We start from the raw sequence: 1,037 nt of genomic DNA, 5'->3' as shown, positions 1-1,037 counted from the left end.
TTTTGCGGGCGGATTAGACGTAAGCGCGGCCTGCGCGGATAAAATTTCGCTTCTCGGGCGCGACGAGGACGAAGTTTTGCAAAAAAAGCTCGATTTGGGCGGTGGCAAGAGCGAGCTTTGCGCGGATACGGCCCGAAAGCACGGTGCCGCTACAGATGAGATACGGCCTAAAAATTCCGCTCGTGTTTTAGATGAAATTTTGTCTGAAAATTTTACTAGCGCTGCAAACTGCGCGAATGATAGCACGCCAGGCGAAATTTCGCTTCGCGGCGCCGTATGCAAAACGAAACCTGCGGATGAGATCGCACAGAGCGCAGGAGATGCGGAGAGCTCACGGAGCGTGCAGTACACGGAAAGCTCGGAAAGTATAGAGGGTGTAGAAAATTTACAGAGCGTGAAAGAGGCGGAAAACTCGCAGAGTGCGAAGGGCGCGCAGAGCGCAGAGAGGGCAAGGCACCTGCCCGCGATCTTTGTGCATAATTTTGCAGATTTTGCGCTGCGGGCGGGCGAGAGAAATTTATGGCTGCCGCTTGGGGTTTTGCGGAGCTTCGGCGCGGCGCGAGGGACGGAGTTTTTGCGCGCAAATTTCAAAAAACTGGTCGCTTCCTGCCACAGCGAGGTGGAGGCGCGCGAGGCGCTGGAGCTGGGTGCCGGCGCGATCTGTCTGAGCCACATCTTCGCGACTGATTGCAAGGCGGGGCTCGCGCCGAAGGGGCTAAATTTGATCCGCGCCGTGCGAGGGTTTTTCGCAGGCGAAATCTACGCGCTAGGTGGCATAACGCCGCGCAATTTCGCCTCCGTCCTACGCGCGGGAGCCGACAGGATCGCCGTTATGAGCTCAGCGATGGCGGCGCGCGACGCGAGCGATTTCATAAGAAAATTTAAGAAATGAATCGATCCGAAAATGCGATCCGTTTCTTTTGCCGCGCGCCTTGCTGCCGTCGGCGTGCAGTAAATCGACGGAGAAGGGGTGCCAGCGCATCACGTGGTAGTCGCGCCCCAGTTCGCCGCTGTCGTTCAGCGCCGCTTCTTCGGCG

At 57.7% G+C, this 1,037-nt stretch carries 2 protein-coding genes; one reads left to right on the top strand and one right to left on the bottom strand.

Annotated features, from left to right (window positions below; translation table 11 throughout):
- A partial coding sequence (locus tag Q0256_RS02575; RefSeq protein ID WP_297959775.1) for a thiamine phosphate synthase occupies positions 1-892 on the top strand: 892 nt, incomplete at its 5' end.
- Here the strand turns inward: Q0256_RS02575 and Q0256_RS02570 are convergent.
- On the bottom strand, positions 839-1,037 hold a 199-nt coding region (locus Q0256_RS02570), incomplete at its 5' end, for a hypothetical protein (RefSeq protein ID WP_297959773.1). The two genes, Q0256_RS02575 and Q0256_RS02570, sit on opposite strands and share 54 nt — an antisense overlap.

The organism is uncultured Campylobacter sp. (genome assembly GCF_937949835.1).
GTDB lineage: Bacteria > Campylobacterota > Campylobacteria > Campylobacterales > Campylobacteraceae > Campylobacter_B.
Note: the sequence above shows the minus strand (reverse complement) of the source record. Positions and strands in the feature narration are given on the sequence as shown.